The sequence below is a fragment of the Pseudomonas sp. NPDC090201 genome, assembly GCF_044746825.1.
Taxonomy (GTDB): domain Bacteria; phylum Pseudomonadota; class Gammaproteobacteria; order Pseudomonadales; family Pseudomonadaceae; genus Aquipseudomonas; species Aquipseudomonas putida_AD.
This window is the reverse complement of record NZ_JBIVCX010000001.1, coordinates 842,877-867,543: the sequence shown is the minus strand read 5'-3', so window position 1 is coordinate 867,543 and position 24,667 is coordinate 842,877. Positions and strand designations below refer to the sequence as shown.

Sequence of the window (24,667 nt, the reverse complement as noted above, 5' to 3'; positions counted from 1 at the left end):
AACCAAGCTGTGACAGACATGACGCAATCGCGGGCAAGCGCGCTCCTACCGGTCTTGTGGAGGCCGGAAGGTTAGAACAACACCTTCGAAACATCCGAAAAACGCTTGGCGAAGTGCACGGTGATGCCTTCCTTGAGGTAGTCCGGCAGTTCTTCGAAGTTGCCGCGGTTGGCTTCCGGCAGGATCAGTTCGAAGATCTTCTGCCGCCGCGCCGCGATGACCTTCTCGCGCACGCCGCCAATCGGCAGGACATGCCCGGTCAGGGTCAGCTCGCCAGTCATGGCCACGCCTTTCTTCGGCGCCTGGTTGCGCGCCAGGGAAAGCAGCGCGCTGGCCATGGTCACGCCGGCGCTAGGGCCGTCTTTTGGCGTGGCCCCTTCGGGCACGTGCAGGTGAACGAAGGCCTCATCGAAGAAACCCTTGTCGCCGCCAAACTTGGCCAGATTGGAGCTGACGTAGCTGTAGGCGATTTCCGCAGACTCCTTCATCACATCCCCCAGTTGCCCCGTCAGCTTGAAGCCACGGTTGTGGGTGTGAATGCGCGTGGCCTCGATCGGCAAGGTGGCGCCGCCCATGCTGGTCCAGGCCAGGCCAGTAATCACGCCGGTGCCGGACAGCACCTGCTCGTTGCGGAACACTGCCATCCCCAGGGAGGCTTCGAGGTCTTTCGGCCCGATCTTGACCACGGTATCCGGGTTGTCCAGCAGCTTGACCACCGCCTTGCGCACCAGCTTGCCCAGCTGTTTCTCCAACTGGCGCACCCCGGCTTCACGGGCATAGCCGTCGATCACCGCCCGCAGGGCGCTGTCGCTGATGGTCAGGCTGGACTTCGACACACCGGCCTTTTCCAGCTGCTTGGGCCACAGGTGGCGCTTGGCGATGGCCAGTTTTTCTTCAGTGATGTAACCGGACAGGCGAATCACTTCCATGCGGTCCAGCAACGGGCCGGGAATCGAATCCAGGGTGTTGGCGGTGCAGACGAACAGCACCTTGGACAGGTCCAGCCGCAGGTCCAGGTAGTGGTCGAGGAATTCGACGTTCTGCTCCGGATCCAGCGTTTCCAGCAGCGCCGAGGCCGGGTCGCCCTGGTAGCTCTGGCCCATCTTGTCGATCTCGTCGAGCATGATGACCGGGTTCATCACTTCCATGTCCTTCAACGCCTGCACCAGCTTGCCCGGCTGGGCGCCGATGTAGGTGCGACGGTGGCCCTTGATTTCAGCTTCGTCGCGCATGCCGCCGACGCTGAAACGATAGAACGGACGACCCAGGGATTCGGCGATGGACTTGCCGACGCTGGTCTTGCCCACACCGGGCGGGCCCACCAGCAGCACGATGGAACCGGCGATCTCGCCCTTGTAGGCGCCCACCGCAAGGAATTCGAGGATGCGGCTCTTGATGTCATCAAGGCCTGCGTGGTGCTGGTCGAGCACCTTGCGCGCGTGTTTGAGGTCCAGCTTGTCTTCGCCGTAGACGCCCCACGGCACGGAGCTGGCCCAGTCCAGATAGTTGCGCGTGACGGCGTATTCCGGCGAGCCGGTTTCCAGCACCGAGAGCTTGTTGATCTCTTCATCGATGCGTTTGCGCGCCTGGGGCGGCAGGGTCTTGCCTGCCAGGCGTTCTTCGAACTGTTCGATGTCGGCGCTGCGGTCGTCCTTGGTCAGGCCCAGCTCCTGCTGGATGACCTTGAGCTGTTCCTTGAGGAAGAATTCGCGCTGATGTTCGCCGATCTTGCGGTTCACTTCGGCAGAAATCTCTTTTTGCAGCCGCGCGACTTCGACTTCCTTGCGCAGCATCGGCAAGACTTTTTCCATGCGCTTGAGCACGGGCACGCAATCGAGCACTTCCTGCAGCTCAACGCCGGTGGCGGAGGTCAGGGCGGCGGCGAAGTCGGTCAGCGGCGAAGGATCATTGGGGCTGAAGCGGTTGAGGTAGTTTTTCAGCTCTTCGCTGTACAGCGGGTTGAGCGGCAGCAGCTCCTTGATCGCGTTGATCAGCGCCATGCCGTAGGCCTTCACCTCGTCGGTGGGCTCGTTGGGCTGGTGCGGGTATTCGACTTCCACCAGGAATGGCGGGCGGTGGTGCTTGAGCCAGGTCTTGATGCGCACGCGGCTCAGGCCCTGGGCGACGAACTGCAGCTTGCCGTTCTCGCGGCTGGCGTGGTGCACCTTCACCAGGGTGCCGTACTCGGGCAGTGCCTTGGTGTCGAAGTGGCGCGGGTCTTCTGGCGGCGTGTCCATGAAGAACAGCGCAAGGGAGTGGTGATCGGATTTGCTCACCAGCTCCAGAGTCTCAGCCCAGGGCTCTTCATTGACGATGACCGGCAGGACCTGGGCCGGGAAGAAGGGGCGGTTGTGAATCGGGATGATGTACACCTGGTCCGGCAGATTCTGGCCGGGCAGGGCGAGGCTTTTGCTGTCCGAGTGAAGAATTTCGTGCTCGTGATCGACGTCGTCTGAGGCGTGGTTCGAGTCGCTTTGCTGGTCGCTCATGGGGCACCTGCATAAATGGAGTTGAGGCTTAGATGGGGCAGTCTTGCTCAGGTTTCAATAGTTGAGGCCGATAGCATTGAATACGGACGTCGATAGAGAAATATAGGTGGCTTGTGCCATTCGTCGGCGACCGTTGAGTGATGGCTTTATAGTGGCCTTTATTGCATGATCTTTCTGCAGGGTGAGGTTACTCTGCGCGCGACGCTGCAACACAAAGCCAAGGCCGGCGCTATTCTTTTATCGACCACGCCGTTTTTGGATCCCACGTATGAATCCGGTTGTATCTACGTTCCTGCTGGCAGCGACCCTTCTGGGCGCCTGCGCCAGCCATGCTGCAGGTCTCACGGCTGACTTCGTCGATGCTCAGGGCAAGCCCCTGAACGATGTCGTGCTCACGCTGCAAGGCCCTTCCGGCAAGCCGGAGCCGGCGCCCAAGGCCGACATGGACCAGCGCGACCAGCGTTTTGCGCCTCACGTGCTCGCAGTGCGCACTGGCACACAAATCAAGTTTCCCAACAGCGACAACATCCGCCATCAGGTGTACTCCTTTTCTGCGGCAAAACGTTTCGAACTGCGCCTGTATGGCGGTACGCCATCGGATCCGGTGCTCTTCGACAAGCCCGGCGTGGTGGTGCTTGGCTGCAACATCCATGACTGGATGCTCGGCTACGTGTACGTCACGGACGATCCATGGTTTGGCGTGAGCGATGAAAAAGGCACGCTGACCCTCGACCAGATGCCAGCCGGCCACTACGTGGCTACGCTCTGGCATCCCCAGGCGGTGGACATGCAACCGGTATCGGGCGGTGAAATCGACATTCCGGCCACAGGCCTGCACCAGCACTTCAAGCTGGCGGTGCAGCCCAAGGCCGACGACATGCCCGCAGCGCCGCCGTCCAGCGCATTCGGCGATGCCTTTCACAAAGCAGCCCACGAATGAAATTGCGTATCGGCTTCCAGGCCCGCATCGCCAGCGTGCTGATTTTGCTGCTGCTGATCGTGGTCGTCGCGGTGTTCGTGGCCGTCAAGGCCGCGACCCAGGATGCCGTGCGCAAACAGGCCCAGGTGCAGTTGGAGGTGGGCACCCGGGTGTTCGAGGGCTTGCTGGAGATTCGTGGCAAACGGTTACGCGATGCCGTGCAATTGTTGTCCAGTGATTTCGGCTTTCGCGATGCGGTGGCCTCCGCCGACTCTGCGACCATTCGCTCGGTGCTGCTCAATCACGGTGCCCGCATCGATGCCTCGGACATGTTCCTGCTGGGCATGGACGGCAAGGTCCTGGCCAGCACCGTGGCGCAGATTCCCGAGGGCTCGCCGTTCCCGTACATGCAGGCGCTGCGTGAACTCAAGAGCAAGAACCAGTCGATGCTGATCGTGCCGCTGCAAGGCAAGCCGCACCTGCTGGTGGAAAGCACGGTCATGGCGCCCTTGCCCATTGCCCGGGTGGTGATGGGGTTCAGCATGGATGACGACCTGGCCCGGGAGTTGCGCTCGCTCAGCGGTTTGCAGGTATCGTTTCTGTCCATCGTGCATCAGGCCCCGGGGCAGATCATCAGCACCCAGCCAGAGGCCCTGTACGACAGCCTGCAAGGGCTGATGCTCACACCCGCCAGCGACCAGATGCAGATGACCACGCACCAGGATCAGAGCTTTCTGAGCAAGACCCTGCACCTGGGCACCATCAGCGACACCGACGGCGAGGTCGTGGCGCTGCTGCAGAGCCCGCTGGACACCGCCATGAAGGCGTTCGCGCCGCTGGACGAAAAACTCTACTGGATCACCCTGGTGGCGCTGGCCGGTTCCCTGGTGGGCACGCTGTTGCTGGCGCGCAGTGTGTCGCTCCCGGTGCGTGCCCTGGCCCGGGCCGCCAAGCGGATCGAGGAGGGTGACTACCTGACGCCGGTCATGCTGGCCCGCAGTGACGAACTGGGACTGCTGGCCGGCGCACTCAATTCCATGCAGACAGGCATCGCAGAGCGCGAGCAGCAACTGGCTCACAACGCCCTGCACGACGGCCTCACCGGGCTGCCGAACCGGGCGCTGGCGATGGAGCGGCTGGGCAGCGCAATTGCCGCTCAAAGGCCGGTGGCGCTGCTGTATCTGGGCCTGGAAAACTTCCGCGCAATCAATGACAGCATCGGGCCTGAGGGCGTCGAGCAGCTGTTGCAGGTCATTAGTGAGCAACTGCAACTGCCGCTGCGGCCGGGCGATACCGTGGCGCGGCTTTCCGGTCATGAGTTCCTGTTGCTGGTGCACCACGCCGAGACCGATTCTGCGGTGGCGGTGGCCGACCGCTTGCAGCGCTTGCTGCTCAAGCCCCAGCGCATCGCCGACCACGATATTTCCCTGGACGCCTGCATCGGCATCGCCGCCTACCCGCTCAACGGCGATTCGCCGTCGGAGCTGGTGCGCCGCGCCTCCATTGCCCACCAGGATGCAACGCAAATGCCGGGGCGCCTGCAAGTGTACGAAGACGGCCGCGACCTGGCCCACCAGCGGCAGATCTGCCTGATTCGCGATCTGCGCCACGCCGCCCGCAATGGCGAACTGGCGCTGCATTACCAACCCAAGCTGGATATCCGCAACGGCCGCGTGCGTCAGGCCGAAGCCCTGCTGCGCTGGCAACATCCGCAGTTCGGCAATGTTTCGCCGGCCGAATTCATCGTGCTGGCCGAGCGCACCGGCAGCATCCAGATACTCACCGGCTGGGTGATCGAAGAAGCCATGCGCCAGTTGGCCGAGTGGGGGCGCCGCGGCCTGCACGTGCAGCTGTCGGTGAACATCTCGGCGGACGATCTGCTCAGCGGCGATCTGGCCCACCGCGTCTCGAGCCTGCTCAAGCTGTACCGCGTGCCTGCCGAACAACTGGTCTTCGAGATCACCGAAAGCGCCGTGATGCGCGAGCCCGAGCATGCCCTCAAGGTGCTCAATGGCCTGCGCGAGTGCGGCATTAGCCTGTCGGTGGATGACTTCGGCACTGGCTACTCTTCCCTGGCGCACCTCAAGCGGCTGCCGGTGCAGGAGCTCAAGATCGACCAGTCGTTCGTGCGCAACCTGGACGAAACCAGCGAGGATGCGGTGATCGTGCGTTCCACCATCGAAATGAGCCATAACCTGGGGCTCAAAGTGGTCGCCGAGGGCGTCGAGTACGAACACAGTTTGCGCCTGCTGGAGCGCTGGCATTGCGACACGGCGCAGGGCTATCTGATCAGCCGGCCACTCACGGCGGTCGCGTTTGAAGCATGGATCGCCAAATCCCACCATTCCCCGAGCATGATGGTTCACTGATTGGTTCACGTTTATGGCACGTAGTCTCTCGGCTGTTTTCAGCCCTGTGGTGTTGGCAAGTCTGGTGGGCGGTTGCGTGACAGCAACAGCGCCTTTTGTTGCGGCCGATCAGGGGCGCCTGATCGCGACCGGGGGCGCCAGCAGTATCGAAGGCGCCGCCGGTGGCGGGATCATCCCGTGGGCGGTGCTGGCCAATTACGACGAAAAGGGCGAGTGGGGCGCAAATGCCTTCGCCACCCACGTCAATTTGCCGGACTACACCCTGGACGTGGTCGGGATGGCCGCTTCCTACGGTAACCGCGTGGAAGTGTCCTACGCCCATCAGCGGTTCGACCTGGGGTCACTGGTCAATAAATTCAGCCTGCCCGAGGACAACCTCACCCAGGATGTCTTTGGCGTCAAAGTGCGCCTGTTCGGTGACCTGATCTACGATCAGTTGCCGCAAGTTTCCCTGGGCGTCGAGTACAAGCATCAGAACGATTTCCTGATCCCGAGCCTGGTGGGCGCCCGGCGCGATTCGGACGTCGAAGGCTACCTCACCGCCAGTCGCCTGTTCATGGGCGCGGCCTTTGGCTACAACCTGGTGGTCAACGGCGGCGTGCGTTACAGCCGGGCCAACGAAACCGGCCTGCTGGGCTTCGGCGGTGATCGTCGCGACACGCGCAGCGTTTTGAAAGAAGGCTCGGTGGCGCTGCTGTTCAACCCGCGCTGGGCGGTGGGCGTCGAGTACCGGGAGAAGCCGGACAACCTGTCATTTGCCGGGGAGAGCGATTGGGCCGATATGTTTGTCGGCTGGTTCCCCAACAAGCATGTATCCGTGGTGCTGGCCTACGCACGGCTGGGAGAAATCGCCACGCTGGATAACCAGAACGGCACGTATCTGTCTGTGCAGGGGAGTTTCTGATGGGCTGGCCGCTACGTTGGTTCGGTGCGCTGGGCCTGGCGCTGCTCGTCGGCTGCGCCCAGCAGCCGCCCAGGGATGACAGCCTGTATCAGGCGCTTGGGCAGCGCGCCGGGATCCAGAAGATCGTCGAAGGTATGTTGCTGCACATCGCGAAAGACGAGCGCATCGTCGAGCATTTTCGCAAGATCGACATCGTCCGCCTGCGCGACAAGCTTGTGGAGCAGTTTTGCGTCGAGGCGGGCGGCCCCTGCCGCTACACCGGCGACAGCATGGCCGAGTCGCACAAGGGCCAGAACCTGACCCGCAGTGATTTCAATGCGCTGGTGGAGGACCTGATCGATGCGATGGATGAGCAGAACATCCCGGTAGCGACCCAGAACCGTCTGCTCGCGCGGCTGGCGCCGATGCGTGGGGATGTGATCGAGAAGTAACCACCGCACCACAACCCCGTAGCAGTTCGGTTTGCCGGCGATTGCGACCTTGAGGGCGCCGTCGCGGGCAAGCGCGCTCCTACAAGGGTGAGGGACACACATCCGTAGCAGTCCGGCTTGCCGGCGGGGGGTGATCTTGCGGACGCCATCGCGGGCAAGTGCGCTCCTACAAGGGTGAGGTACACACACCCGTAGCAGCACGGCTTGCCGGCGGGGGCGTTCTTGAGGACGCCTTCGCGGGCAAGCGCGCTCCTACAGGGGTGAGGGACACACATCCGTAGCAGTCCGGCTTGCCGGCGGGGGCGCTCTTGCGGACGCCATCGCGAGCAAGCTCACTCCTACAGGGTTGAGGTCAGCCACACCCGTAGCAGCACGGCTTGCCGGCGGGGGCGATCTTGAGGACGCCTTCGCGGGCAAGCGCGCTCCTACAGTAACAGGCACCGCAAACCCCGTAGCAGTCCGGCTTGCCGGCGTCGGCGCTCTTGCGGACGCCCCCGCCGGCAAGCCGTGCTGCTACGGGATTGGCGGCGGCAATGAAAAAGGCGGTCACCTTTCGATGACCGCCTTTTTGTTTACCGCGCTACCGAATCACTACGGCAGTTTGTAGGCAATGATGTAATCGCCCATGCGGGTGCCCAGCGAGCCGTGGCCGCCGGCGACGATCAGCACGTATTGCTTGCCGTCTTTGCCGGTGTAGGTCATCGGGGTGGCCTGGCCGCCTGCTGGCAGACGTCCGGCGAACAGCTCCTTGCCGGTTTTCACGTCATAGGCACGCAGGTACTGGTCCAGGGTGCCGGCCAGGAAGCCGACGCCGCCTGCGGTGACCATCGAACCGCCCATGCTTGGCACGCCCACTGGCAAGCCGATTGGCACTGGCGTGTTGTCGCGGCTGGTGCCGTTCTTGTGCTTCCACACCACCTGGTTGGTGGTCAGGTCGACAGCGGCCACGTTACCCCAAGAAGGTGCCTGGCACGGCATGCCGAACGGCGACATCAGCGGATGCATGATGACCGCGTAAGGCGCGCCGGTGTTCGGCTGCACGCCGCTGGTTTCGCTTTCACGCTTGCTGCCGGCTTCCACTTTGGCACGCGGCACCAGCTTGGAGACGAAGGCCATGTAGTTGGGGCTGGTGAACATCAACTGACGCACCGGATCGACCGACACGGCGCCCCAGTTGAACACGCCCACGTTACCCGGATAGATGATGCTGCCCTGCTCGGACGGAGGCGTGTACTGGCCTTCGTAACGCAGTTCCTTGAACTGGATGCGGCACAGCATCTGGTCGAAGGCGCTGCCGCCCCACATGTCTTTCTCTTTAAGCTCAGGCGGCAGCATGTTCAGCTGCGAACGCGCTTGGGTCGGCGAGGTGTGGTCGCCTTGTGCGGCACCGGTCGGCGCAGGCACTTCGTCGATCGGCACAATCGGCGTACCGTCGCGGCGGTCCAGTACGTACAGGCTGCCTTGCTTGGTCGGCTGAATCACGGCCGGCTTCACGCCGTCCTTGGTTTTCAGGTTGATCAGGGTTGGCTGGCTCGGTACGTCCATGTCCCACAGGTCGTGGTGAGTGAACTGGTAGTTCCAGCGCACCTTGCCGGTGTTCACGTCCAGCGCGACCAGGCCTGCGCTGAATTTCTCGGCGCCAGGGGTACGGTCGCCGCCGTACTGGTCAGGCATCTGGTTGCCCAGGGGCAGGTAGACCAGGCCCAGTTTCTCGTCGACGCTGGCCAGCGACCACATGTTCGGCGCGTTGCGCGAATAGAACTGGTCCGCCGCGATAGGTGCGGTGGCGTCCGGGTTGTTCGGGTCCCAGTTCCACACCAGCTTGCCGTCGTGCACGTCATAGGCGCGAATCACGCCGGAAGGCTCGTTGGTGGACTCGTTGTCGGTCACATGGCCACCGATGATCACCAGGTTACGGGTGATCGCGGCAGGCGAGGTGGAGTAGTAGCCACCGGCAGTGAACGGACCGATGTTGGCGCGCAAATCGACCGCGCCCTTGTTGGCGAAGTCTTCACAGACTTTGCCGGTGTCGGCGTTCAGGGCGATCAGGCGGGCGTCGGCGGTCGGCAGGTACAGGCGACGCGGGCACGACGTGGCAACGGCCTTGCCGGCGTCCGACAGGTCGGCAGCCGGGGCGCCTACGTCGGTCTTGGCATAGGCATCTTCGTCGTAGTACGAAACGCCACGGCAGGTCATGTGCGCCCAGCCAGTGAAGTTTTTCGCGCCTTCCTTGGAGATCTGCGGGTCGTAGCTCCAGATCGTCTTGCCGGTGTCAGGGTCCAGCGCCAGCACCTTGCTGTGCGGGGTGCAGGCATAGACCATGCCGTTGACCTTGAGCGGGGTGTTTTCGTTGGTCAGCTCGACCGGGTCTTCAGCCGTTGGCAGGTCGCCGGTGCGGATGCGCCAGGCTTCCTGCAACTTGCCGACGTTTTCAGGGGTGATCTGCTTGAGCGGCGAGTAGCGGTTGCCGTGTTCGGAGCGGCCATAGGCCTGCCAGTCGCCTTCAGGCATCGGCTGCGGGTCGTAGGCGACGCCTGCGTCGTCACGATCCAGCGTGCCCTTGATTTCACCGGGGCTGGTGAACTGGCTGGCCAGTGCGGTCAGGCCTGCCAGCACCACGGCGATGCTCAGTGCAGTGCTCGGCATGCCGCCAGGCTGACCACGCAACAGCGGGCGGCGGAACCATGGCAGCAGCATCACCAAGCCCAGCACGAACCACAGCGACAGGCGCGGCACCAGTTGCCACCAGTCCAGGCCCACTTCCCACAAGGCCCAGACGGTGCTTGCAAACAGCACCAGCGCGAACAGGCCCAGCGCCGAGCGACGGCCCATCATCAGCAACACGCCGGTGCCGATAAAGCCGATGCCGGCCAGCAGGTAGTACAGCGACCCGCCCAGTGTCAGCAGTTTGATACCCCCGGCCAGCAAGGCCAGGCCCATGACCAGAATCACCAGTCCGAGCAAGCTCGGCAACAGGCGACCCTTACTGAAAGCACCGTCAGTGCTCATAGTGTCGTACTCCGTAACGATTAATTGGTTGACGCCAAGTCCCTTTGCAGCGTGGGGCTGAAGCTTTGAAGCCACAGCCTTCACGCTAGTTCCTCAAATGCGGTATAGAAAGGTGGATCAGAACGAGGACTGAATCTTCAGGCCCGCCACCAGCGCGTCATCGACCTGGCTCACGCCGCCCGGGTGACGGATGAATTGCAGGTTGGGGCGCACGGTCAGCCAGTTGGTGACGTGCACGCCGTAGTACAGCTCGGCGTTGTATTCGGTGTCCTGAACGGGCAGGAAGGACGAATCGTTGTAGTCGCTGAGGTTTTTGGCCTGGTTCTGCAGGTTGATGTTCTTGCGGTACGCGGGGTTAACGTGGATGCGGCCAACCGCCAGGCCGATGTCATCCTTGGGACGCGCGTCGAACGGGCCGGTGTAGGTGGCGCCCAGTGCGACGTAGTTGTCGATCATGTTGGTTTTCTTGTCGTGCAGGGTGCCGTTGGCGAACAGGCTCAGGCCCCGGCTGTTGTCGCTGGCCTGGCTCGTCACCTGCTGGCGCAGGGTCAGCCACATGCCGTGCTTGCTGGACGACGGCGCATGCTCTTCACCGCTCAGCGCTGCGTAACCGCCATTGCTGTCCTTGTAGACGTCCGTGCTGTCGGCGGTGCTGTAGTAGTAACCCAGGCGGTATTCGCCCGGCAGGTCATTGACCTTCGGCGCCCAGACCAGCTCCACCGGCAATACGGCGCCCTGGGTGCCGCTGCCGCTGAGCTTGAAGTTGTTGTCGTTTTCCAGGTTCGACGGGTTCTGCTCGAACGCACCGACCTGCACGAACAGCTCGGGAGTGAGCTGGAATTTGACGCGCATGGCCCACTGGCTGATCGGCCAGTTGTACCAGATGCCGCCGCCCCAGTTGCCCACTTGCGAACCGCAGAACGACAGGTTCTGGAAGTCGCAGGGGAAGGTGTTGAAGTCTTCGCCTTCGTTGAAGCGACCGACCTTGACGCTGAGCTTCTGGTCGAAGAATTTCTGCTGGTACCACAGGTCGGTCAGGCGCGTGACGTTGCCACGGCCCCAGACTTCCTGGGACGAGGAGATAGTGCCAACGCGCGGGTCGCCGATGCGGTCGTTGCTGATGTTGTCGCCGTTGCGGTTGGTCAGCGTCACCTGGAACTCGGCGTCATGCCAGCCGAGGATCTTCTGCAGGTCCATGTGCGCGCCGAGGGCGAACTGGTCGGCGTAGCGGGTGGCCTTGTCATGGTTGTAGCCGCCGTGCAGGTTGGAACCCACTTCCACGACCGTGTCGAGCTTGAAGTCATAGCCCTGCTGCGAAAGCTCCGTGCGCTTGCCGCCCCAGTCGCCCAGCATCCAGGGAGATTCACTGTCGAACGCGGGTGTGGCCTGGGCGCAGGTGGCGAGGGTCAGCGTGGCGAGCCCCAGAAGGTGGCGATGACGGATCGGGCGAAGGTGGGTGCAGCGTTTCGAATGGAAAGGCATAGGGCGATGAATTCTTTTTGATGATCTGGGTACGGCGCAGCCGCGTGCTGCGTCGATAAGCCGCGTGGCAAAACTTGACAGATTGCGAAGAGAAACGATTCAGCTCTCAACGCGGCGCGATGATAGGGGGCTAATCATTTTTTAAAAAGACGATTTTGCGACATGAATAGTTACATATCGCGCAACAGTGTTGAAAAGGTGGGGTAGCGCTGTCCCTTAGTGTGGGTAAGGGTTGGACAGAGCGACAGATGTGACGGGGGATGGATAACCTTTACAAAGGCTGACACCAATCTCCGTAGCAGCACGGCTTGCCGGCGGGGGCGGTGTGTCTGTGACGAATGTTTTGTCTGACACACCGCCCCCGCCGGCAAGCCGTGCTGCTACGGGGCCGAGGTGGATTCGCGAATCAGAACGTCGTGCGCAGCCCTACCTCGATGCTGCGCCCCTGCGCCGGGGCGATGTCGCGCAGGATGGAGCTGGCGTAGCGCACGGTCTGGTTGGTCAGGTTCTCGCCGTTGACGAACGCCAGCCACTGACTCTCACCCACGTTGAATTTGTAACCGGCGCTGGCCCCCAGCGTTGTATAGCCGTCGGTGCCGCTCTCGTTGTCCGGCACCCGGCCTTGGGAGGCGGCGTGTTCGACGTCGATCCGCGCCTGCCACTTGTCCAGCTCCCATACCAGCCCGCTGTTCAAACGCAGCGGGGCGATGCGCGGCAGGGCTTCGCCAGTGTCCAGATTGGTGGCGCGGGTGTAGTCGCCCGAGAGCTCCAGCGCGAATTTTCCGTACTGGCTTTCGCCCAGTTTCCAGCGATCTTGCGCCTCGAATCCGACAAAGCGCGCCTTCACGCCCGAGTAGGTGTATTCCGGAATGCCGTCCGCGTCCTCCTCGCCGTCATCATTGAGCGTACGACCTGTCCCCAACAGCCCGATGTAATTGGAGAAGCGGCTGTAGAACACCCCGAAACTGCCCTTGTGCGTGCCGTTGTCGAAGCGCAGCGCCAGGTCGCTGGAGACGGCCTTTTCCTTCGACAGATCGGCGTTGCCGAGTTCGTAGGTGCCGGTCGCGACGTGGGCGCCGTTGGCGTACAGCTCGTAGAAGGTCGGGGCGCGCTCGGTGTAGCCCAGGGTGGCGGCCAGCGACCACACCGGGGTCAGGGTGTAGACCGCACCGGTGGACAGGCTGCCCGCAGTGAAACTGCTGGAGCTGTCGGCGTTGGCGAAGCGCTCCTTGCCTTGCGCGTCCGGATCCACCGTGGTGTGTTCCAGGCGCCCACCCAGGCTCAGTTTCAGGCGGTCGGTGGCTTGCAGTTCTTCGAGAATGAACAGGGCGCCTGTGTCGGTATCGGTCTGCGGGACGAAGGCTTCTTCGCCCAGCGCCGAGAACTCGCTGCGGCTGACCTGTGCGCCGATCACCCCGTTCAACGGGCCGATGGGCTGGTGGCGCGCTTCGACACGGGCCTCGTAACCCTTGTTCTTGAAGGTGGTGCCGACTTCGCCGTCCTCGATCTCCATGTGCTTGTATTCGGTGTAACCGGCGTCGAGTTTCACCGAGCTGAACGGGCCTGCCAGGTTGCGGATTTCCGAAGCGAACGCGTAGTGATCCTGCTTCATGCGGATGCGCACGTCCTGTTCGGCGGGCGATCCGTAGTTGGCGTCGTAGTTGCTGTAGGACAGGCCCGCATAGCCGTCGTCCCAGGTGTAGGAACCACCGATGGCACCGCCGTCCTGACGCCCGTCGCTGTTGCCCAGACGGTGCTTCTTGTCGCCGCCATCGGGATCGCGGGCGCGTTCGTCGGCGGTGCGGGCGTAACCGGGAATCTTCAGATCGTTGAATTCCCGGGCATTGGCGTCCAGGTGCAAGGCAAAGGTGCCGTTGCCCGCTTCCAGCTTGCCTGCGCTGCTGCGAGTGGTGTCGGCGCCGCCGTAGCGCAATTCGCCGGCACCGTGAATGCCTTCGATGGCCTCGATGGGGATGCGGTTGTCGAAAGTGTTGACCACGCCGCCAATGGCGCTGCCGCCATACAGCAACGCAGCCGGCCCGCGAACGATTTCGATGCGGTCAACGTTCACCGGGTCCAGCGGCACCGCGTGGTCGTAGGACAGCGACGAGGCATCCAGCGCGCCCACGCCATTGCGCAGCAGGCGAATGCGGTCGCCGTCCAGCCCGCGAATAATAGGCCGGCTCGCGCCGGGTCCGAAGTACGACGAAGAGACGCCCGGTTGCTTGTTCAGGGTTTCGCCCAGGCTGCCTTTCTGTTGCAGGGTCAGGTCGTCACCGGTGAGCACGGTACTGGGTGAGGCCAGTTGATCGCTGCCCAATGGGTTGGCGGTGATGGTTTGCTGTTCAAGCTCGATGGCGAATGCGGGAGAGGCGACCAGCAGCGCGGTGGCCAGTGGCGTGAGGCGCCAGAGCCGGGATTTCGAGGGGCGGGACATGCAGCGGTTCCTTGGCGGAGGTGAGACTCAATGGTTAGCTTTTTATTGTTATAACATAACATTAAAATTGCAATCATTTTGCAATTGCCCGTTTCCGCGCGATGCCTGTAGGAGCGCGCTTGGTCTGGGCCGCATTCGGACGACCGCGGTGCGTCAGACACTACATCGGCGACTGCCACACCGCATCGCGGGCAAGCGCGCTCCTACAATGTCTTCACACCCATCGCGTGCTCCGCTAAGGTGCGCACCTCTCGACCTCATCACTGCACAGGCCTGCCATGACCACACCCAACACCGACCCGCTGCACGGCGTGACCCTCGAGCAGATTCTCAACGCACTGGTCGAGCACTACGAGTGGTCGGGCCTGGCCGAGCGCATCGACATTCGCTGCTTCAAGAGCGACCCCAGCATCAAGTCGAGCCTGACCTTTCTGCGCAAGACGCCCTGGGCGCGGGAGAAGGTCGAGGCGTTGTACGTGAAACTGGCGCGCACCAAGCGTTGGTGATGCCTGTACAGGGATCGCCCGTGATGCACAGCCAGACACTGCAACTGAGGCCAGGACAACGCACCTACGCCACTGCCGCCATGCTGCTTGGCTGGTTCGCGCTGGCGGTGCAGTTGTATCTGGTGTTGTGGGGGCGCTGGACCGATCAGGCCAGCCTGCTCGGCGGGCTGGTGAAATTCTTCAGCTATTTCACGGTGCTGACCAACACCCTGGTCGCGACCGCGCTGACCTGCGCCATCACCGATCGGCACTCGGCGGGCCATCGCTTTTTCAGATCACCTGCTGCGTGCAGCGGCATCACCGCAAGCATTGTGGTGGTCGGCATTGCCTACAGCCTGCTGCTGCGCCATTTGTGGAGCCCGCAGGGCTGGCAGTGGCTGACCGATGAACTGCTGCACGACGTCATGCCGCTGGTGTTTCTGGGGTATTGGTGGCTGTTCGTGCGCAAGGGCACGCTCAGGGTCAAACACGTCCTGGCGTGGATGCTGTACCCGGTTATGTATTTCGGTTATTTGCTGTTCCGGGGCGACATGATTGGCGATTATGTCTACCCGTTCCTGGACATTGGCACGCTGGGCCTTGCGGCAGCCATGACCAATGCGCTGGGTGTGCTGGCGGGCTTCGTGGGGGTCGGTTTGCTGATCTGGCTGGTAGATAAAGCAAGATCGCCCCACCCAGCCCCGTAGGAGCGCGCTTGCCCGCGATGCGGTGTGTCAGACGACACACACCTCCCTGAACTGACTCGTCCGTAGCAGCACGGCTTGCCGGCGGGAGCGGTGTGTCAGTCAACTTTTTCATCGCTGACACGCCGCACCCGCCGGCAAGCCGTGCTGCTACGAGGAATGCGGCGTTGGGTTAATCCTCGTCGGAACCCGCAATACGCCAATAGCCCGCCGCCTTCACCGCCGCTTCATCAAGCTTGAACTCATCGAGCAGCACCCGGCGTACCTTGCGCGACAGCGACGACTCAGTCGCCACCCAGGCGTAAAGATCCCCCTCGGGCAGCGTCAGTTGGCGCGTCACTTCCAGCAGATCCCGCTCACCGCGCACCACCCAGATCACCTCCACCTGGGCTTGGCTTTCCAGCGTCTGGCGCTCGGCGTTGTCTTCGATTTCCACCACCACCAGCGCACGGCGATTGCCCGGCAGTTCTTCCAGACGGCGGGCGATGGCGGGCAGGGCGGTTTCGTCGCCGATCAACAGGTAGCTGTCGAACATGTCCGGCACGATCATCGACCCGCGGGGACCTGCGATGAACAGAAACTGACCGACCGCAGCCTGGGCCGCCCAGGTAGCGGCGGGCCCGTCACCGTGCAGCACGAAATCGATGTCCAGCTCGCCCGATTGCGCATCGTAGCGGCGCGGCGTGTAGTCGCGCATCGCAGGACGAGGGCCGTCGTTGCTCGAACCGGGCATGAAGTCTTCCAGCGCGGCCTGTTCTTCTGGCGTGGTCGCGAACAGCAGTTTGACGTGATCGTCGGTGCCCAGGCTGATGAAGCCTTGCAGTTGCGGACCGTGCAAGGTAATGCGGCGCATGCGCGGGGTGATGTCGGTGACGCGCAACACTTGAAGTTTGCGCCGCTTGATTTCATGGCTGACGCGGTGGATCGATTGCTGTGAATTCATACCGGCTTCTCCGAACGGGTGTGGGGGGCGTCGACAACGGCTTTGGCGGTTTCGTTGAGCAGGTCGCGCACGCGGATGATTTCGTCCGGTGTCCAGCGACCGTGATGCATTTGCAGGGCGTGGCGGAGGTTGTGCACCGCCTCGTGGATCTCTGGCGGGCGGTCATGGCCGCGCAGTGAGCGTTTGCTGACCTCGATGCGCATCTTCACGCCATCCAGCGCCACGGCCTGTTCCACCAGGAATTGCTGGCCGGCTGCGGTGATCTGGTAGCGCTTCTTGCCGCCTTCGGCGTCGCCTGTGATCAGCTCGCTTTCTTCAAGAAAGGTCAGGGTCGGGTAGATCACGCCGGGGCTTGGGCTGTAGGCACCGTCGAACAGGCCTTCGATCTGGCGGATCAGGTCATAGCCGTGGCAGGGCTGGTCGGCAATCAATGCCAACAGCAGCAGCTTCAGGTCGCCGGGCGCGAAGACCCGAGGGCCGCGTCCACCGCGCTCGCGGCCGGTGCGTTTCTCGAATCCATCACGCCCGTCGCCGTGATCGCCGAAGTGCGGGCGGTGGTGATGGGGGTGGTCGTGTGAGTGGTCTCTCATCGTCTTTCATCTCTCTCTCGTTACGTTAGATATACCTTAAGATATATCTTAAGAAAGATGCAAGATGTCTCAAGACGAACGGTTCTCATTTGTGGAAGGTCAGGCACAGTCTCGTAGCAGCACGGCTTGCCGGCGGGGGCGTTGTGTCAGTGATGAATGAGTTGACTGACACACCGTCCCCGCCGGCAAGCCGTGCTGCTACGGGGTCTGTGGCGAGGCTTAAAGTGTTGCCGCCACCTGCGTCGCCGCAGGCGCCTTGCATTGGGTATAGGTGCCCGCCTGGAGGTACGGATTGAGAATCGGCGCCATGCCCTTGAGCACCTGGACGGGCAGGGCCGAGGTGAACTTGAAGGCCTCGGCGGCGCGGCCCGGTACGTAAGCCGTCAGGGTGCCGAAGTGGTTGTCGCCGATGTAGAACACGAACGTCGCGGTGCGGTTGATCGCCTTGGAGGCCAGGATCCGCCCGCCCGAGCCAAAGCTTTCGATGCGGTTGTCACCGGTCCCGGTCTTGCCGCCCATGGCCAGCGTGGTGCCGTCCGGCGTCTTGAACGTGCCCGACACCCGTCGCGCGGTGCCCGCATCCACGACCTGAGACAGGGCCTCGCGCATCGCCCCGGCCACTTGCGGCGACAACACGCGCTTGCCCAGTTCCGGGTTGTTGTTGAGCAGCGTTTCATAGGGCGTATCGGCGGCGAAATGCAGGCTGTCGATGCGTAGCACCGGCAGGCGAATCCCGTCGTTCTGAATGATGCCGATCAGCTCGGCCAACGCCGCAGGACGGTCGCCTGAACTGCCAATTGCAGTCGCCAGCGAGGGCACCAGGTGGTCGAACGGATAGCCCAGGCGCCGCCAGCGCTGGTGGATGTCGAGGAAGGCTTCGATCTCCAGCATCGTGCGAATGCGGTTGTCACGGGCGCTCTTGTGCCGGCTCTTGAACAGCCAGCTGTACACCTCCTGACGCTCGAAACGGCTGGCGGCCACGGCGTCCTTGAAGCTCGCTTCGGGGTTCTGCAACAGGTAGCCCACCAGCCACAGGTCCAGCGGGTGAACGCGGGCGATATAGCCTTGATCGGGCAGGTCGAACTTCCCGGGGCCGTAGGCGTAGTACAGGTCGTCGAGGCGCTTCTCGGTGAGCGGCGGCTGGGTCTTGTCGATCACCACATGGGCTTTGACGAAGGCGCTGAAAGCACTCTGGCTGGCATTGGGCAACAGGTAGCGGTGCACCGCCGCGATCCGGCTGGCGGACGGATGAACGCCATCCATGAAGGTGTCGAGCCGATCCTGTGTGGTCTTGTTGCGGTAGCGCTTCCAGAACTTGAGCAGGAAGGATGTGCCCTCGCGGTCAGCAAAATCCGCGAGATACTCCTGACGCCGCGGGTCGCTGTCGTCCTTGAGCAGCACGGCGCTGTTGTTCGGGCCCTGGTAGGTGACGTAGCGCACCACATCGCGCATCAGGCGAATGAACGGCAGGTTGATCGACTCGCGCAGTGCTTCGCGCAGGGTCGGATTGCGGGCGTTGTCTTCCTTGCGGAAATTGTTGAAGTGATGCAGCCCGCCGCCGGTGAAAAAGTTTTCGCCGGGGCTGGCCGAATATTTGCGGTCCAGGGCTGCGGCCAGCATCTTCGACAGGTCGCGGTCATTGTTCTGCATCAGGTAGTCCAGCGCCCAGCGGCTCAACTGGTCAGGGGGCTCGACCGGCACTTTCTTGAGATCGGCATTGCTCATGCCCGAGTACTTGTCGTGCAGTTCCTGGATGATCTGCAGGTAAGTGGTCAGTACCCGCATCTTGGCGGTCGAGCCAAGCTCCAGCTTGCTGCCTTCGTTGATGTCGAACGGCTGGTCGGTGCTGTCGGTCTGCACCCGCACGCGGGAGCCGTCGATGTCGCGCTCGAACAGGGTGAAGCTGTAGCGCACCGCCTGGGTGCTGGTAGGTGTCAGCAGGTGTTCGCCGAGCAGGCCCAGTTTGCCCGCGACCTCCGGATTGGCGAGGTCACGCAGGTACTGGCCGACGCTGACCTGCAGATCATTCTGCAGGGTGCTGGTGGCCGACAGGTCCAGGCGGTCGAGGTCGTACAGCGGCCGGTCGAGCATGTTGGACAGGCGCGTGCGGGCGACGGTGATGCCCTTGTTGGTCTCGATGGGCTGCACGGTGGGTTGCTGCACCCAGTCGCGATAGGTGACGGTGGCGCCCAGCGCCGCATCGGCCAGGGATTGCTCGATCACATTGTTCTGCGCCAGCACACGAATGTGGCTGTCTGTCAGGTCAGCCAATTCCTTGCGGCCCTTGGCCAGATAATGCGAAGGGCGGCGCTGGGCGATCACCAGCGACAGCACTTCGCGCAGGGCCAGGCCTTGGGCGGCGAGGGTCTTGGCATCCCTGGCGGGGCTTGCCAGCAACTGGTTGGTGCGGTCGAAATCAGCGCCGTACCAAACCCGCAGACCCTCGGCCATCCCGTGCACTTCGCCGTGGCCTGGCACTGCCGAGAGCGGCACGCTGTTCAGGTAATCGCGCACCACCCGCTGGCGAGCCTCCATGGTTTCCTGACCTGGCTGGTAGGCTCGCACACTGGCCGAGACCATCTGGCGGATTTTCTCGGCGCCGGATTGAGTCAGGCCGTCGGGGGAGTGGCGGTACTTCTCCAGTTGGGTGGCCAGGGTGCTGCCGCCTGCCGACTGACCGGGCAGGCCGACCAGTTTGGCGACCTGGGAAACGGCAGCCTTGAGAAAGCGCGGCCAGTCCACGGCGGGGTTGGCCAGCGGATGTTTGCTGTCCAGCAGGTCGCGGTTTTCGATGAACAGCAGGCTGTTGACCAGCACGGGCGGGATCGAGGCGAAATCCGGATAGAGCTGTTGCGGGTAGGTGAATTGATACAGCGCATCGCCGCGGCAGTCGGAGATGGTCAGGCCAGACTGGCTTTTCTCCTGATAGGGCACGAAAAAACCGCGTTTCACGTAGGAAACCAGTTCTGGTGAAAAGCGCGATTGCTCGGTGACGCGGTAGTCGCGCTTGAGCAGGCGCGGCAGGAAGTCGCCCAGAGCCGAATAGCCCAGGCGCTTGTCGAACGGGCCATCACCGGGATAGATGATCGCATCGCTTGGGCCGCTTTCGACGCGATAGTTCAGGTCCCGGGCCAACTGGCTGAATTCCCGGGCCTGCAGCCTTGAAGAACGGCTTTCCGTGGCGATCACAAATCCCAGGATCACCAAGGCCACCAGAATCAATACCAGCAGCGCCCGCCACACATGACGACCATGGCCTGAGCCCGCTGGCACCGGAACCTTCCCCTGACTGTCAGCCTTGACCGCAGCCTTCTTTGCATCGGAATGCCACAAAGCGCCCATATCGTTGGCCCGGTTAAACCTGTTAATCGCACCTGATTACAAGCTTAGACGCTGGGCGGGGAGGGTGAAAAATTTGTGAACAAGTTGTAGCAGAGCGGGCTGCGGGTCAACACCACGACTGACCAGCGATTGCGCACTCAAGATCGCCGACGCCGGCAAGCCGTGCTGCTACGGATTTGCGGTGTCATACACATCCCAAGCCCACCCCGAATCCCCCGTAGCAGCACGGCTTGCCGGCGGGGGCGGTCGTGAATTCGCTACCTGCGGTCAGCCGTGCGGGGGCCTCAAACCTTCACCACCTGCGCAACCTTCGGGCTGCCCAACCGCTTGTTGAGTTCCAGCCAGTTGGACAGCAGCAACATCAGCCCCAACCCGAGCAGGGCGGTGATGACGCGCATTTGCCATACGTCGCCTGCCAGCGCATTGACCCCGTCGGCCAGCGGCGCGAGGAGCACGCCCAGGCAGAAGATTTCCAGCGAGTAGCGGCCCATGCGGCAGGTCTGCCGGGCGGGCCAGTTGTCCAGCCAGGTCTGGGTGGCGGGCAGCAGTTTGGCGACGACGTACACCAGCGCGATGAAGTGGATCAGGCGCAGGGGCGAGAGGTCGGTCTTGCTGATCGGGTAGATCAGGTCGGTGAACGCCTTGGGCAGCAGAGCATCGTGGACGGTCGGGAATTTCCACAGGAAGGTGATGGTGCCCGCGATCAGCATGTACAGCGCAGCGATCAGAAATACCGGCTGTTGCCACACTGGTCGCGCCGCCGGACGAGGCTCTACAGCACGCTGGGTGTACATGGCAAAAGCGCCACCGAGCACGAAAATCAACTGCCAGGCCACCGGGTTGAAGTACCAGTACCCACCACCTTCATAGGCGCGCAGGTTCCAGCCGAACAGCGGCACCATCAGGTACAGCCCGAACGACAGCCCCACCGCGACCGCCGCGTTGCGCAGCATGATCGGCAGGATCAGCGGCAGCGCACCCATCAGCAGGATGTACAGCGGCAGCGGGTCGGTCAGGTTGGGTTTGAAGCGCAGCAGCAGTTCGTCTGCCAGCGCCTGTTGCGGGTTGCCGACGAAATACTCCAGGCCCATTTCGCGCACCATGTCGCGGGTGTCGACATGGTTGTTGGCGACGAACACGATGCCCATCAGCAAGGTCAGCAAAAAGATGTGCGCGACGTAAAGCACCCAGGTCCGCTTGAGGATTCTCAGGCAGGCGACCACGTAGCCATCACGCTGCGCCACTCGGCCATAGGCCGTCACGGCCGCGAAACCGGCCAGGAACACGAAGACCTCCGCCGCATCGCTGAAGCCGAAATTACGCAGGGTCAGCTGCGCGAAAGGGTTTTCCGGTACGTGATCCCAAAAAATGAAGATCAGCGCCAAGCCTCGAAAGAAGTCGATTCGATGGTCGCGTCCGTTCGTCATGACGGTGAACTCTTGCAAGACTGTTTAAAGAAGATAGCCATCAGTGGCTCAGGTTCAACGCCGGCCAGGGAGGCTGATCGGCGGCGCGAAGGGTGGCGGTTTTGTCACATAATTGCAAAGATTGCGTATTACAGGATGTCTCCGGCCCCAACGGGCATAGCCGACAGCCGGTCATGCGCAAGTCATGCCGAGCGACTTCACTGCAAGGACAGGACGATCATGATCCGGCCCCGCACCGGATCAGCAGTTGACCAGGACGGTCACCCACTCCGGAACGTCAATCATGGCACCGCTGCACAGGTTCGCGCGCTACAGCCTGGTCGGGTTGGGTAATACCGTTCTCCATGCGGCCGTTTTCGTCGCGCTGCATGGGGGCTTCGGCCTGTCGCAGACCCGCAGCAACCTCGCGGGCTTTCTCGCCGCCGCCTCCCTGTCGTTCTGCCTCAACGCGCGTTTTACCTTCCAGACTTACCGCTCATGGCGTCGCTATTGGGTGTTCATGGCGTTTATGGCCTTGCTGAGCCTGGTGATCGGCGCTCTGGGCGACGCCTTTGCCTGGTTGCCTGCGGTGACGATTGTGGTTTTTTCAGCCAGCAGCCTGGTGATCGGTTACCTGTTCTGCAAACGCGTGGTGTTTGCCGGAGGCCAGTCATGAAAGTCTCGCTGGTGGTGCCGCTGTACAACGAGGAACATACGGTCGAGCTGTTTTATCAGGCCATCCGGCAGGATCGCGGCCTGCAGGGTTGGCGCGTTGAAATCGTCTTTGTCGACGACGGCAGCCAGGACTCCACCGGTCGCCGCACCAAGGCCCTTGCCGATGCTGATCCGGATGTCGTGCTGCTGACCTTTTCGCGCAACTTCGGCAAGGAAGCCGCGCTGTTTGCCGGCATCGAGTACGCCACTGGCGATGCGGTGATTCCGGTGGACGTGGACTTGCAGGATCCGGTCAGCGTCATCGGCCAGCTCATCACCGCCTGGCAGGCAGGTGCAGAGATCGTGCTGGCCAAGCGTCGCCATCGTGATGCCGAAAGCTTCTTCAAGCGGCATTCGGCCGCTCTGTTCTACAGGGTACTGCGCCGAATTTCCTCGACCCGGATCGAAGAAAACGTCGGTGATTTCAGGTTGCTGGATCGCAAGGTCGTGGATGTCATCAAGGGGATGCCCGAACAGCAAGTGTTCATGAAGGGCATGCTGGCCTGGGCCGGATTCGACACTGTGACCGTGGAATACGACCGTGTCGCCCGGGTCGCGGGACGCAGCAAGTACAACGTGTGGAAGTTGTGGAATCTGGCCCTCGACGGCATCACGTCTTTCAGCACTGTGCCATTGCGCATGTGGACGTACATCGGCGGTCTGATTTCCATGTCCACGCTGTTGTTCGCCGGATACCTGCTGCTCGATTACGCCGTTAACGGCAATCCGGTGCCGGGTTATTCCTCACTGATGGTTTCGATTCTGTTTCTGGGTGGGACGCAACTGATCGGTATCGGCATTCTCGGTGAGTACATCGGCCGGATTTATCTGGAGAGCAAGCATCGGCCACGTTATGTGATCAAGGAGGTGGTTATCCATAGAGGTGATTTCCCGGCCGGCGATAACCTGACGGACAGAGATGCCAGTCGCCATGTTTGACAAGTGCCTGAAGCCCTTGGGTTCGCGACAGTTGATCATGGTATTTGCCATCGCGACGCTGCTGTTTGTCTTCCCGATCATCCAGGCGGATTATCCCTACGGCGATGATGTGCCACGTCAATTGTTTCTGGGGGAAGACCTGTGGCGAAGTCAGGGTCGCGGGTTGATGCAGGTATTCCAGGCTGTAGTGGGCTTCAGTTCGCACTCAGTGGATGTATTTCCATTGCCGCTGTTGTTGATGCTGCCCGTGCTGGTATTGGCGCTGGCCTCATTGACACGCCACTACTTTCGCAAGCCTTGCCTGTTCGATTGTTCAGTCGTTCTGCCGCTGCTGTACAGCCCATTCTTTCTCGGCAACCTGAGTTATCAATACGACGGGCCGATGATGATTCTGGCGTTATGCTGCGTCATCTTTGCCATTACCTTCAAACATCGGCACTTGGGATTGCGCACAGTAATTCCCGGCCTGCTGCTGGTGGCGGCTGCCAGTCTTTATCAGATTACGCTGCAGGTGTTCGTTGCCCTGTGTTGTATCGAATGCCTGCGCGGCATCTGTGACGGCGTTGACTTGAAGTCAATATTGCTGGGGATTGCCGAGCGCATCTTGCAATTGTCGGTCGCCTGCATTCTCTACTACTTCACGGCCTTTCAATTCTATGCCAGTTGGCGCGGGACGCTGGCCCATGACGGCGAGGGCTGGGGCGCATTGATCACAGCACGGCTGAGCAAAGTGGCTGAAGTCATCGGCCTGCTCATTACCGATGGCAACCGGATGATCATGGCGTTGCTGGGCGTGGCAGCGGTGGCGGGTATCGCGCTGATGCTGGTTGCCGTACTGCGCTCGGAACGCAGGCTGACGGAACGAATGGCGTGCGTCGTCCTTTGCGCCATTGCGTGGTTGGTGATGATGATTGCGGTGCCAGGCATCATTTTAGTCATCGAAGATTTCGCACTTAACTGTCGATCACTGATGGCAGTGTCCTGTGTGATGGTTGCGGGGTTTTATTTCGCTCGCAAAGCGCTTGGGGAAATACATCCGGCAGCGTCTGGGCTGTTGCTGATCCCGTTAGTGTGCATGCTGTCTTTCTCCTTTGCGTACGGCCGCGTCCTTGTGGCGCAAAAAACACTGGAGACAAGTGTGGTGCAGAGCATCGGCTACGATCTCTCCTCTCGCGCTGAACTGCGCAAGATTCAGGACTTCTACCTGATACCTCCAGAAGATTTGCGACTGTGGCTGCCGGCGGTGGCGGGCACTCTGGAGCAGATGCCGGCGTTGGCGTTCATTCTCGACAAGACGCAAATAACCATGGCCGAGAGATTTGCAGTGGCGGGTTTCAATAATGTGGCTTCGAAAACGCGGCAGTCATTCATGGACGCGACTGTCGACACGCATCCTCAAGTGCTGGTCAATAATCTGTTCTACGACATCGTGCGGATCGGGAACATCGGTTATATCGAGTTGAAAACACCAGAGGGCAGTGGCCGGTACAAGTTCCACTGGTGA

General features: G+C 62.1%; 17 protein-coding genes. 9 read left to right on the top strand and 8 right to left on the bottom strand.

Annotated elements, in window-relative coordinates; genetic code table 11:
• Window positions 1-71: 71 nt before the first annotated feature.
• Entirely contained in the window at window positions 72-2,489 is a 2,418-nt protein-coding gene (lon, locus tag ACIPOO_RS03990; protein WP_274135508.1) for an endopeptidase La, read from the bottom strand.
• Window positions 2,490-2,757: 268 nt separating this feature from the next.
• Between lon and ACIPOO_RS03985 the strand changes: the two genes are divergently transcribed.
• From ACIPOO_RS03985 to ACIPOO_RS03970, 4 genes are read left to right on the top strand one after another with little or no spacing between them, the layout of a single operon-like run.
• Window positions 2,758-3,429, top strand: coding sequence for a methylamine utilization protein (locus ACIPOO_RS03985; RefSeq protein WP_400604593.1), 672 nt, complete (start codon window positions 2,758-2,760; stop codon window positions 3,427-3,429).
• Window positions 3,426-5,777, top strand: coding sequence for an EAL domain-containing protein (locus tag ACIPOO_RS03980; protein WP_400604591.1), 2,352 nt, complete (start codon window positions 3,426-3,428; stop codon window positions 5,775-5,777). The genes ACIPOO_RS03985 and ACIPOO_RS03980 overlap by 4 nt, the downstream gene beginning before the upstream one ends.
• A gap of 13 nt (window positions 5,778-5,790) precedes the next feature.
• Window positions 5,791-6,681: a DUF3034 family protein gene (locus ACIPOO_RS03975; RefSeq protein WP_274135503.1), complete on the top strand. Its 891-nt coding sequence runs from the start codon at window positions 5,791-5,793 to the stop codon at window positions 6,679-6,681.
• Window positions 6,681-7,112 carry a group 1 truncated hemoglobin gene (locus ACIPOO_RS03970; protein WP_400604588.1) on the top strand — a complete coding sequence of 144 codons (432 nt, stop codon included), beginning with the start codon at window positions 6,681-6,683 and terminating at the stop codon, window positions 7,110-7,112. Before ACIPOO_RS03975 ends, ACIPOO_RS03970 begins: the two co-directional genes overlap by 1 nt.
• Window positions 7,113-7,703: 591 nt before the next feature.
• Here the strand turns inward: ACIPOO_RS03970 and ACIPOO_RS03965 are convergent.
• From ACIPOO_RS03965 to ACIPOO_RS03955, 3 genes are all read right to left on the bottom strand, one after another.
• Window positions 7,704-10,121 (bottom strand): glucose/quinate/shikimate family membrane-bound PQQ-dependent dehydrogenase, encoded by a 2,418-nt coding sequence (locus ACIPOO_RS03965; RefSeq protein ID WP_400604586.1) that lies wholly within the window; start codon window positions 10,119-10,121, stop codon window positions 7,704-7,706.
• Between the two features lie 117 nt (window positions 10,122-10,238).
• Window positions 10,239-11,603: a carbohydrate porin gene (locus ACIPOO_RS03960; RefSeq protein WP_400604584.1), complete on the bottom strand. Its 1,365-nt coding sequence runs from the start codon at window positions 11,601-11,603 to the stop codon at window positions 10,239-10,241.
• A gap of 406 nt (window positions 11,604-12,009) precedes the next feature.
• On the bottom strand, window positions 12,010-14,040 hold the full coding sequence (locus ACIPOO_RS03955) for a TonB-dependent receptor (protein ID WP_400604582.1): 2,031 nt from the start codon (window positions 14,038-14,040) through the stop codon (window positions 12,010-12,012).
• A 278-nt stretch (window positions 14,041-14,318) separates the two neighbouring features.
• On the opposite strand from ACIPOO_RS03955, the gene ACIPOO_RS03950 reads away from it, so the two are divergent.
• The gene (locus ACIPOO_RS03950) at window positions 14,319-14,546 is read left to right on the top strand and encodes a VF530 family protein (protein ID WP_274135493.1); all 228 of its coding nucleotides are present in this window, start codon (window positions 14,319-14,321) and stop codon (window positions 14,544-14,546) included.
• A 23-nt stretch (window positions 14,547-14,569) separates the two neighbouring features.
• The gene (locus ACIPOO_RS03945; protein WP_400604580.1) at window positions 14,570-15,232 is read left to right on the top strand and encodes a Pr6Pr family membrane protein; all 663 of its coding nucleotides are present in this window, start codon (window positions 14,570-14,572) and stop codon (window positions 15,230-15,232) included.
• Window positions 15,233-15,401: 169 nt separating this feature from the next.
• Here ACIPOO_RS03945 and ACIPOO_RS03940 read toward each other — a convergent pair whose 3' ends face one another.
• The 4 genes from ACIPOO_RS03940 to ACIPOO_RS03925 form a co-directional block, all read right to left on the bottom strand.
• On the bottom strand, window positions 15,402-16,172 hold the full coding sequence (locus tag ACIPOO_RS03940; protein WP_400604578.1) for a siderophore-interacting protein: 771 nt from the start codon (window positions 16,170-16,172) through the stop codon (window positions 15,402-15,404).
• On the bottom strand, window positions 16,169-16,762 hold the full coding sequence (locus tag ACIPOO_RS03935) for a PadR family transcriptional regulator (protein WP_400604576.1): 594 nt from the start codon (window positions 16,760-16,762) through the stop codon (window positions 16,169-16,171). Before ACIPOO_RS03935 ends, ACIPOO_RS03940 begins: the two co-directional genes overlap by 4 nt.
• 219 nt (window positions 16,763-16,981) lie before the next feature.
• Window positions 16,982-20,104 carry a transglycosylase domain-containing protein gene (locus tag ACIPOO_RS03930; protein ID WP_400604574.1) on the bottom strand — a complete coding sequence of 1,041 codons (3,123 nt, stop codon included), beginning with the start codon at window positions 20,102-20,104 and terminating at the stop codon, window positions 16,982-16,984.
• Between the two features lie 284 nt (window positions 20,105-20,388).
• Window positions 20,389-21,531: an OpgC domain-containing protein gene (locus tag ACIPOO_RS03925; protein ID WP_400604572.1), complete on the bottom strand. Its 1,143-nt coding sequence runs from the start codon at window positions 21,529-21,531 to the stop codon at window positions 20,389-20,391.
• Window positions 21,532-21,814: 283 nt separating this feature from the next.
• Between ACIPOO_RS03925 and ACIPOO_RS03920 the strand changes: the two genes are divergently transcribed.
• Genes ACIPOO_RS03920 through ACIPOO_RS03910 form a run of 3 tightly spaced genes read left to right on the top strand, consistent with a single transcriptional unit; the run spans window position 21,815 to window position 24,667 of the window.
• On the top strand, window positions 21,815-22,186 hold the full coding sequence (locus ACIPOO_RS03920; RefSeq protein WP_274135058.1) for a GtrA family protein: 372 nt from the start codon (window positions 21,815-21,817) through the stop codon (window positions 22,184-22,186).
• On the top strand, window positions 22,183-23,163 hold the full coding sequence (locus ACIPOO_RS03915; RefSeq protein ID WP_400604570.1) for a glycosyltransferase family 2 protein: 981 nt from the start codon (window positions 22,183-22,185) through the stop codon (window positions 23,161-23,163). Before ACIPOO_RS03920 ends, ACIPOO_RS03915 begins: the two co-directional genes overlap by 4 nt.
• Window positions 23,144-24,667, top strand: coding sequence for a glucosyltransferase domain-containing protein (locus ACIPOO_RS03910; protein WP_400604567.1), 1,524 nt, complete (start codon window positions 23,144-23,146; stop codon window positions 24,665-24,667). Before ACIPOO_RS03915 ends, ACIPOO_RS03910 begins: the two co-directional genes overlap by 20 nt.